Annotated in this window: 5 protein-coding genes; all 5 read left to right on the top strand. The window is 40.0% G+C overall.

The window, feature by feature from the left end; all coding sequences use genetic code 11:
• Positions 1-502 precede the first annotated feature (502 nt).
• The 5 genes from recC (at position 503) to D5018_RS14515 (ending at position 10,732) form a co-directional block, all read left to right on the top strand.
• Positions 503-3,892, top strand: a complete 3,390-nt coding sequence (gene recC / locus D5018_RS14535; RefSeq protein WP_121839727.1) for an exodeoxyribonuclease V subunit gamma — start codon at positions 503-505, stop codon at positions 3,890-3,892.
• A 1-nt stretch (position 3,893) separates the two neighbouring features.
• Positions 3,894-7,448 carry an exodeoxyribonuclease V subunit beta gene (recB, locus tag D5018_RS14530; protein ID WP_121839726.1) on the top strand — a complete coding sequence of 1,185 codons (3,555 nt, stop codon included), beginning with the start codon at positions 3,894-3,896 and terminating at the stop codon, positions 7,446-7,448.
• Complete coding sequence (gene recD / locus D5018_RS14525; protein WP_121839725.1) at positions 7,445-9,430, top strand: exodeoxyribonuclease V subunit alpha; 1,986 nt, start codon at positions 7,445-7,447, stop codon at positions 9,428-9,430. The genes recB and recD overlap by 4 nt, the downstream gene beginning before the upstream one ends.
• A 219-nt stretch (positions 9,431-9,649) precedes the next feature.
• On the top strand, positions 9,650-10,336 hold the full coding sequence (locus tag D5018_RS14520; RefSeq protein WP_121839724.1) for a DNA-3-methyladenine glycosylase I: 687 nt from the start codon (positions 9,650-9,652) through the stop codon (positions 10,334-10,336).
• 69 nt (positions 10,337-10,405) lie between these two features.
• Positions 10,406-10,732: a hypothetical protein gene (locus tag D5018_RS14515; RefSeq protein WP_121839723.1), complete on the top strand. Its 327-nt coding sequence runs from the start codon at positions 10,406-10,408 to the stop codon at positions 10,730-10,732.
• Positions 10,733-10,804: the final 72 nt, after the last annotated feature.

Genomic DNA, 10,804 nt, shown 5'->3' with positions numbered 1-10,804 from the left:
GGTTATCCAAGTCATAACAGCCTACTATCAGGTTTCTGTTCGTCACAGCTACGTTTTGCCATTTGCTTCCTTCAGATTTCACCTCACGATGAACACCCTTGCATAGGCTAACGGTTCCCTCTCGACTGAGCCCGTAGAGGACTTTCACCTCCTAGAACAACGCCATGCTCGGCGCATCCTCATATAAAAGGGAAGTTAGCACTTCCCTTTTTATTTTCTCTTCCGAGGCAACTAAGCATTAATACCAATGTTGTCGACCAGCTTTATTTTTGAATCCTCAGACAGCTGCAGTCAACTACGACTTTTTAGCGATATTGAGGTGATATTTCCGCCTTAATTCAATCAAAATGAGTGAAAAATAAGTCTCAAACTCAGTAATTTGCATCTATTCTTATTCACATATAAGTAACTAATAAAAATTATTCTTCATAAAGCAGACGCTATGTTGAATCTTTTAACGTCCCTACTTAGAATGAGCTATCACCAATAAGAGTCAGAGTATATGTTCTACCTTATCCAATCGAATCGTATGGAATCCCTTAGCCAGCAACTGGCTGATTTATTAAAAAGACCAACCGAAATTTCATCTGTATTGCAGCCTCAACAAATACTGGTACAAAGTCCAGGGATGTCGACTTGGCTACGACTGGAAATTGCTAAGCATAACAATATTGCGGCGGCTATTGATTTCCCACTTCCATCCAGTTTTACTTGGCAGCTATACCATAATTTATTAACTGATGTTCCTGAAGAAAACGCCTTTACCAAGCCAATGATGACATGGAAGCTAATGTCGTTGTTGCCTTCTCTTATTGATAATGACGAGTTTACTCCTCTAAAAGATTACTTAGCCTCACAACAAGATAGCAACTCAGAACAACTGCAACTTAAGTATTATCAGCTATGTAACCGTATAGCGGATACCTTTGACCAATACCTCGTTTATCGCCCCGATTGGATTGATGGTTGGGAGCAGGGTGAACAGCCAATCGAGCTAGCTGAAAACCAACAATGGCAACCGATTTTATGGCGTGGTTTGATTGAATTTAACCACCAGCAATTGCAGCAAAATCCTTATCACAGAGCTAACTTACATCAAGCTTTACTGGATGCCATTGAAGATCCTGAGACAAAGCTCACTGACATTCCATCGCAGCTGTTTGTATTTGGCATATCATCTATGCCACCTCAGTTATTAGAGATTTTACACAAGCTAGCTCAGCGTATTGATGTTTTCATGTTTAACCTGAGTCCTTGTCAGCATTATTGGGGAGATATTGTTGATCCCAAGCTCAGAGCAAAAATGGCTATCCAATTCGAAAACAAACAATTACTGCCTGAACAATGGGAAGATAGTTTGCAAGTTGGTAACCCGTTATTGGCCAACAACGGTAAAATGGGGCGTGAACTGTTAGATCTGGTTCTTGAACTGCCTGAAGATAATGTTGAACTTGGTTTTGAACACTATCAAGATCCACTCAATCCACAGCACCCTAGCCTTCTCCACGAACTTCAACATGACATTTTAGAAATGGAAACCCTTGGAGAACCATTAGGCCCAGACTCTGATATATACAATAACCCTAACAAGCGTCGAATTTTGGATGATAATGACCATTCACTACTTGTTAACAGCTGCCATAGCCCGCTAAGGGAAGTTGAAACCCTTCATGATCATTTATTATCACTTTTAGAAGCAGATCCAAAGCTTCAGCCTAAAGACATTGTGATTATGCTGCCTGATGTAGCCTCCTATGCACCATACATTGATGCCGTTTTTTCTGCAAAACAAGGAAGTCATTACATTCCTTACGCCATTGCAGATAGAGGTGCAGCCCAAGAATCACCTTTGGTAAATAGCTTTTTAAGTCTGCTTACTTTAAATTTAAGCCGCTTTTCGCTGTCTGAAATTACCAGCATTCTTGAAGTTTCCGCCGTTATGCGTCGCTTTAATATCGACGATGATGACTTGGTGATAATAAAGCATTGGCTCAATGAAGCTGGTGTGCGTTGGGGAAGAAATAAAGACAATCGCCATGAATTTAATGTTCCTTCATTTGAGCAAAACTCATGGGCATTTGGTCTTAAACGATTAATTCTAGGCTATTCACTAGGTGATGATGCCGACTTATACCAAGGCAGTCTCAAAACTGAAGGTGTTGAAGGTATGTCAGCACAAGCCTTAGGCAAATTGCTTAACTTTATCGAGGCGATAGATAACTGGTACTACACCCTCAACCAACCCGTAACATGCACTCAGCGTATTGAGCAGCTGGAAGCTTTAGTTGAGTCTTTCTACCTCATCGATAATGACGAGCGTTCTCAGATTCAAGATATTCGCGATGCTATAAGTAAGTTAAAACAAGAAATCACACAAGCTAAGTTTGATGAAGAATTAGCGCCTATGACCTTATTTTCTTGGTTTAATAGCGAATTAAATCAATCAAGAGTCGGACAACGTTACCTTGCGGGTAATGTAAATTTTTGCACCTTAATGCCGATGCGATCTATTCCATTTAAAGTGGTTTGTTTACTGGGAATGAACGATGGAGTCTACCCAAGAAACCAATACCCAATCAGTTTTGATTTGATGTCACACTTCGCGTCACGTAAAGGGGATCGCTCACGTCGCTTAGATGATAGATATCTATTTTTAGAAGCCCTGCTGTCTGCTAGACAGCATCTTTATATCAGCTTTGTAGGGCTAAGTGAAAGGGATAACTCTGAACGTATTCCATCTATGTTGGTTTCTGAGTTACTCGATTATTGTCAATTATGTTACCAGCTGCCTGATGGTGGAAATAAGATCACAGATCGATTAATTAATCAGCAGCCTTTACAAGCCTTTGATACTGCCTTGTATGATGATGAAGCGCCACATGCGCGAAGCTATGATAAACAATGGTGTCCTCCCAGCACGAAACAACCACCAGCCGCATTTATCAATTCAGCGTTAAGTTCAGATGACGACGAAACACAAGATATCTTAGAGCTATCGTCTTTAATTCGTTTTTTCCGAAATCCAGCTCAATATTTTTTTAACCGCACTCTAAATTTGGATTTAGGATTGCAAATAGAGCAAGATGAAAACGATGAACCTTTTGTGTTAAATGCTCTTGAACGTTATCAAGTTCAGAGTTTGCTTTTAAATCATACTGTAGAAACTCAAGCTGAATACATAGATGATTCTCTCATTGAGCACCTAAAAGCGAATGGACAATTACCTGTAACTCCTTTCGATGATTTATTAATAAAACAATATCAAAGTGATATCAGCGCTACGGCAGGTCGGGCCATTTATTTAAAAGGTGATGGACAAAGCATCAGTGCTGAAATCAAGCTTGAGTTTCCACAACTATTTTCTGGGATTACCTTAGTGGGTCGAGTCGATGATATTAGCGGCAAAGGCCTCATTAACCTACGCCCGGGTAAATCCCACGGCAGAGACTTGCTTAGAGTTTATCTACGTCACCTTGCCATTAACGCAATGGGGATTCATAAGCCAAGCTTTCTCATCGATGTAAGCCATTTTCATACCTTTGAGCCTATTGAAGCCAGCCAAGCTCACAACACGTTAGCAAAATTAATTGAACTGTATTTCTCAGGCTTAGAGAAGCCTTTATTGCTTCCACCCAAAACAGCTATGGCTTATGTTTCTACCGATGACGAACATGATGAAAAAATGGCGGAAGCAGAAAAAGCTTGGTCTGGCGAATTTGGAGAAGGTGAAGATCCTCATTATCAAAGACTGTTTACTTTTCCCGATGATTTTGACGATAACTTTATTCAGCTCAGTAAAACCGTGTTTGATCCACTAATCGATATTTACTACACAGACAAGTTAGATGGATTACAACCTTATGTAGAAAGCCAATCAAAGGGAGATAAGTGATATGCAACAAGTTCAAAAGCTAGAACCACATACACTCCCTTTACAAGGTAGAAGATTAATCGAAGCCAGTGCTGGTACAGGTAAAACCTATACAATTTCAGGCTTATACCTCAGATTACTGCTGGGTCATGGTGGAGTAACACCCTTGACTTGTGAACAAATACTCGTGGTAACCTTTACTAATGCTGCCACTCAAGAACTGAGAGATCGTGTTCGAAATAGAATTCGCCTTGCCTACCATGCTTTCCTTGGGCTGGAGTGTAACGATGAGTTTATTAATAAGCTCTATAATGAAACCGAGCCAAGCCAGCGCAAAATCAGCTTAAGGCGATTAGATTTAGCGTTAAAGTCTATGGATGAAGCCTCAATTTTCACCATTCATGGCTTTTGCCAGCGTGTGCTCACCGATATGGCTTTTGAATCTGCCTTGCTGTTTGAAAGTGAATTTACCTTGGATGACTCTGATTATTTACATCATGCCGTCCGTGACTATTGGCGCCAAGCTTGTTACCCACTTGCCCCAACCTTGGCTCAAATCATCGCTAAAGAATTTAAAGAACCAGAGCAACTTCTCAAGCAACTCAGATCACTGCTCGGTAGCGTAGACAGCCAGCCATTAACTGATCCAGGCTCATTCGATGAGGTCACCAGCAAACTCAGCCAACAATTAACCGTATTTAGGCAAGATTGGAACTCGCAATCTACTACAACCTTGAAGCTTTTAATGGCATTACCACTTAATGGTACTCGCTTCGGTAAAAAAGCGGATGACTTTCCAAAGCTTCAAGCTATGTTTGAAAACATCAGTCAATGGGCCAAACACGGTAACGGTTTACCACCAGCTGGTGATATGGAAAAAATTAAGCTTTCCGATTTACGACTTAACAAAGGTGGTCAAGCCCCAACTGATTCAGAAGCGCCACTTCTAGCTGAAGTTGATTCAATTTTAGATTTAATACAAAACATTAAGCCAGCATTTTTGTATCAAGCATTACAAGATGTTCGCAGTCGTTTTACCAAACAAAAACAACAAAAAAATGTACTAACACCAGACGACTTACTTTCTTCACTCTCCAATGCCATCACTGCGAACTCTCAAAGTTTGCCGCAAGCGATTAAAGAGCGATTCCCAATTGCCTTGATTGATGAATTTCAGGATACCGACCCATTACAGTTTCAAATCTTTTCTTCAATTTATCCTGAAAACCAAGGTTCAGGGTTATTGATGATTGGCGATCCAAAGCAAGCGATTTATGCTTTTCGTGGTGCTGATATTTTTACTTATCTTAATGCTAAAAATCAGACAGAAAATCATTACTCGTTGGCAACTAACTATCGCTCTGCGGAACAGATGGTCAATGGTGTCAATCAACTATTCAGCAATAATAAAAAACCTTTTACAAATGATTCAATCCCATTCGAGCTTGTCAATACACCTAGCTCAGCGAAAAACAAAACCGTCCATGTTGAAGGTGATGCTAAAGCACTTCAAATACGCTTATTACCTGAAGACAGCCTAAAAGGACTCAATAAAGAAACAGCTCGTAAGCATTTAGCCAATGATGCTGCAGCCGAAATTGTTAGACTTCTTAATAAAAAAGCTCTGCTTGGCGATAAACCACTTCAAGCTAAAGATATCGCGGTACTGGTAAGAGACAGAAATGAAGCAGCAGTGATTAAACAAGCTTTAACGGATAGAGGTGTGGGTGCAGTATTCTTAAGCCGAGATAGCGTGTTCGACTGTATAGAGGCCAGAGAATTAGCCATCATTTTACGTAGCCTTCAAGCGCCAAAAGATGAAAAACTGCTTCGTAATGCTCTCGCAACCTACCTGTTAGGATATAGTGCGGAACAGATCCATCAGTTCAATCATGATGAAACCCACAGACAAAACCTATTAGAGATGTTTTATGATCTTCAGCAAACTTGGATAAAACGTGGGATCATGCCTGCATTAATGCAGCTAGCACAGCATACTCAGCTTATTCAGCGCTTACTTTTGGTAAAAGGTGGAGAGCGAAAACTGACTGATTTCCGTCACTTGTGTGAACTTTTACAACAAAAAGCCACAGAATTAGATGGTAGCAGCGCTTTAGTTGCTTGGTACGAACAGCATTTGATCAGCCACTCAGAAGGCGAAGAACAACAACTGAGATTAGAAAGTGAACGAAATCTCGTTCAAATCGTCACTATTCACAAAAGTAAAGGACTTGAATATCCCATTTGTTTTATTCCATTCATCAGTTTGGCGCGACTCAATCGAAAACCGAACCCAATGGTTTATCACAATGATGAAAAATTGGTTTGGGACATAGAACAAACAGACGAAGGCTGGGAACAGCAGAGAAAAGAAACACTCGCCGAAGATTTACGCTTACTTTATGTTGCCCTAACCCGCCCTGTATATCGTTGCTATTTAAGCATTGCGAATCATTGTAAGGTAACTAAATCTAAAGGGCAAACCAGTCAATTATGTGAAACTGCCATCGGTTATTTGCTCAACATTACAGAAGCCAATACCGATATTACATTGATTGAACAGCAAGCGAATAAACTCAAAAGCGATGCAATTAGCGTAACAACAATCGACCCTGTTGATATTAAACAAGAAGAAGTGAACCTTGAATCTGGCACAAATAAAACATACAAGGCTAAACCCCTAAATAGAATCATCACTACACCTTGGAAAGTAGGCAGTTACTCCGGTTTAGTAAAACACTCGGCTCATGAACAACTGTTTCCCGGTGCAGACGATGAAGGCACAGATATCGTTGAAGGTTTCAATAGTACGCCAATTAAACTTGACGTTATCAGCCCAATGACCAGACTAAACCGTTTCAACTTTGAAAAGGGCGCGAACGCTGGCAGCTTTTTGCATAATGTGCTTGAAAACATTGATTTCACAAACGCAAAACATGATCTAGAAGAGCATTTGCCCACTTTGATGGAGCGATATGGAATTGAAGCTCAATGGCATGAAATGCTTATGGAGTGGTTTTTAGATTTGCTAGGTGCTCCGATGAACCAAGAGGGCTTATCCCTCTATAAAATTCCAAATCATAAGCGATTAGTTGAAATGGAATTTTACCTCCCTATCACCAAACTGAAAGCGACTAAACTTAACAAAGCATTACAGGATTTTGGTTACAGCGATAGACTTGCTTTTGATGATTTGAAAGGCATGTTAAAAGGCTTTGTTGATTTAATTTTTGAATTCGAAGGCAAATTTTATATTGCCGATTATAAGTCTAACCATCTGGGTGATGACTTCATATGCTACGAAATTCGTCAAATGTATCAAGCCATGACAGATCATCGCTATGATTTGCAGTTTATTTTATATACCGTTGCACTTCATCGTTATTTGAAACAAAGACTGCCAGATTATCAATACGACACTCACATGGGTGGAAGTTACTATCTATTTTTAAGGGGCATGTCAGCCAATGAGCCAAGCAAAGGCGTGTATTACGATCTACCACCTCTTGCATTAATCGAACGCTTGGACAACTTGTTTTCAGGAAACGACTTCATTAATCAAGAGGCGCAGTCATGATTTATAACAACAAACCTATGCCAGAATTACTCAAATATTGGGAGTTGCAAGGTCTCCTCACGCCTCTTGACCGCCACTTCGCTATAGAAATGGCCAAAATGCATCAATGTGGCGAGCCGCTGTATCTCTTTATTTGTGCCTATTTAAGCAAACAACTTTCTAATCAGCATGGTTGCGTGGTGCTAGAGCAAATCAACCAAGCTAACCCCATGTTCGAGTCTCCTCGATTGTGCAGTTTAAATTTTGAGATTGAGGATTTTAAAGCCGCATTATTAAGCTTCCCAGGGATCAGCCAATATCAAGAAGGACAACCCTGTGCCACACCAATTATTTTGGATGGCAATCGCTTATATCTTCAAAAATATCATCAATTTGAACTTACTGTTGCTTCTACATTAAATCGCTTAGCCTCTAACCCAATTGAAGTTGACATCCCTAACTTAACTAAGCAGCTATCTTTGGTATTTCCTCAACCTCAAAATCAGGATATTGATTGGCAAAAAATTGCAGCAGCAACAGCCTTAACTAGACAGCTTGCGGTAATAACGGGTGGCCCCGGCACAGGCAAAACGACTACTGTCACCAAGATGTTATTTTTATTGCAGCTTAACCAAGAGCTTAATATCAAATTGGTGGCACCAACGGGTAAAGCAGCAGCTCGCTTAACTGAGTCAATCAAAGCCTCGAAAGCAAGGTTAGCTTCGGATTTAGAGCAACATAAAGATCAAATCGATCTGAATGCCATTGATAAAATTCCAGAAGAAGCTTCAACCATTCATAGGTTATTAGGCGTTGTGCCTAATTCTCATCGTTACCGACACAATAAAGACAATCCATTACGATTAGACTTATTAATCGTCGATGAGGCGTCAATGGTAGATCTGCCGATGATGGATAAGCTGTTATCCGCATTACCTGAAAATGCACGTCTAATTTTATTAGGAGATCAAGATCAACTCGCTTCAGTAGAAGCTGGAGCCGTTCTAGCGGATATTTGCCACGGTATCAAATTAAAAGGTCAATCAGGTAACTCATGGAAAATGCGTTACTCGCAAAATCAATTACAGACGTTGTCTAGCCTCACCAATACAGATTTAAGTGAATTTTTAGATACCAATGGCCACTTTGGTGATAGTTTATGTATGCTCCAATACAGCCATAGATTTGCAGGGGAAGCAGGCATCGGTCAATTAGCAAAAGCTGTTAATAATGGTGATATTGGCAATGTGCTTAATGTGTGGCAGCAAGGATATGATGAAATAAGCTGGTTAGGGCATGGGGAAATATCTGCCAACCTTCAGCAAAATATTGGTTTAGTAACTTTACTTAACCAATCAGAAAAACATTACCGCCCTTATTTACAACTGATTAAAAATCTACAGGAAAGTTATAAATCTGGTATCAATAAAGGTGATGAAGCGGCGATAGAAGTGATCAATAAGTTTAATGATTATCGCCTACTTTGCCCTATGAGATCTGGCGATTATGGTGTCGACGGCATAAACCAACAAATGGCTGATCTATTAAATAAACACCATCATATAAACGTTAACCAAGAGTTCTATTTAGGCAGACCTATCATCATACAATCTAATGATTACAACTTAGGCTTGTTTAATGGTGACATAGGGATAGTACTTCAAGACAGTGAGCAGCCTGATAGATTAATGGCTCACTTTATAAAGGCTGATGGAAGTATTTTAAAAGTACTCCCAGCTCGACTACCAACCCATGAAACTTGCTATGCTATGACAGTGCATAAAAGCCAAGGGAGTGAGTTTGATCGAGTCGCTATGGTGATGCCGCCACAACCGACACAGTCACAATGGCAACTATTAACCAAAGAACTTCTTTACACAGCAATCACTCGTGCCAAAAGCCATTTTGTTTGTTTAGGTTCGAGAAACACCTTTGAACATTGCGTTAATCATGCGACAGAAAGAGCTTCGGGATTAGCTGATCGCCTTTGGAAAATGACTTAAAACAATAAATTTAAGCGCTATATAAGTACCTGTCGATAAGTTCTTTGAGAATTATTACCGACACACAAAACTGTCGTTATTATATTTGTGTTCAGGTTTAGTACAATACAAGGCGTAATGTAGGGCGCATAGCCGTAGCTATGTAACCGAAATTGCAACGCCGTAGAGTGCTGAGACTGAGCACTAGAAAATCTTAAGAAACTGATGGTCAGGTACTTAATGACACAAGAAAAATTCGATACCATCTATCAGCGAGCAGCTGAACGTAAAGGTGGAGAAAGCAGTTTAGAAGCTAGGCTGCATCAGCCATTGAGCAGCGAAGAAATTGTAAAGATCACAAATAATCAGTGGCTGGCTCACTTCACTATGAAAGTGTTCCAATGTGGTATTTCATGGCAAGTAGTTCGCAACAAATGGCAAGGGTTTGAAGAGGTGTTTTTTGATTTCGATCCAGAACTCTTGCTTATGCTCTCAGATGAGCAATGGGAAGAAAAAGCCAGAAACCCGAAAATCATCCGCCACCTGACCAAAGTCATGTCTATTCCTGCTAACGCTCAAATGTTGGTAGATGCCAGTTATGAACATGACTCATTCAGTAAGATGGTGGCCAACTGGCCAAAAGATAACGTCACTGGCTTATGGGAGTATTTAAAAAAGCATGGTAATCGTCTTGGTGGTAACACAGGTCCATATGCCCTGAGGCAATGTGGCGTTGATACTTTCATATTATCCTCAGATGTTGAGGCTTATTTAAGAAATACCAAAATTATAGACTCAGGTAGAAATACCAAGCGCGCATTAAAAGCAGCCGATGCCGCATTTGCAAAATGGCATCAAGAATCAGGGCGTAACTTAACCGAAATAAGTCAAATCGTTGCATATAGTTTTGGTGAAAATCGTTTTTAAATTTTTCATGTGAACTTGCTGAATTATTTTTACTCATACTTCAAGCAATTAACATTAAATGGACTTTCAATGAAAAATATCACATTAACACTCATCTTACTTGCCAGTATTCAACTAGTAGGCTGCAACTCGAACAATAAATTTCCTGCTCAATCCTGTAGAACCGCGCCAGAACCAGATCGTGACGGTAATATACCTGTTGATACCCGCTCTCCACACGAGAAAGCACATGGTTGCTCTGAATTTGATGCCGCAATAAATACAGCAGTGGCAATAGCGGGAGCCATTGCTCAAAATTACTCAAGCTGTGAACAAAAGTCAGGTAAAGCCCGCCAAGAATGTGAACAGCAAGTAAGAGCTATTAGTAATTCGATAAAAAAGCATACAAAAAAATAGCGCTATTTCTTAAGCAATCATTCAGAATGTATGAAAATGCTCTTGTTATTAAACGCCTATAATGTCTATGAT

The sequence above is a fragment of the Parashewanella curva genome (assembly GCF_003675895.1).
In the GTDB taxonomy this organism is placed as follows: domain Bacteria; phylum Pseudomonadota; class Gammaproteobacteria; order Enterobacterales; family Shewanellaceae; genus Parashewanella; species Parashewanella curva.
The sequence above is the reverse complement of the archived record's forward strand: the minus strand, read 5'-3'. Positions and strand labels throughout refer to the sequence as shown.

Coding starts and splice junctions, on each gene's coding strand:
- recC (WP_121839727.1), top strand. CDS start 503: ATGTTCTACCTTATCCAATCGAATCGTATGGAATCCCTTAGCCAGCAA.
- recB (WP_121839726.1), top strand. CDS start 3,894: ATGCAACAAGTTCAAAAGCTAGAACCACATACACTCCCTTTACAAGGT.
- recD (WP_121839725.1), top strand. CDS start 7,445: ATGATTTATAACAACAAACCTATGCCAGAATTACTCAAATATTGGGAG.
- D5018_RS14515 (WP_121839723.1), top strand. CDS start 10,406: ATGAAAAATATCACATTAACACTCATCTTACTTGCCAGTATTCAACTA.
- D5018_RS14520 (WP_121839724.1), top strand. CDS start 9,650: ATGACACAAGAAAAATTCGATACCATCTATCAGCGAGCAGCTGAACGT.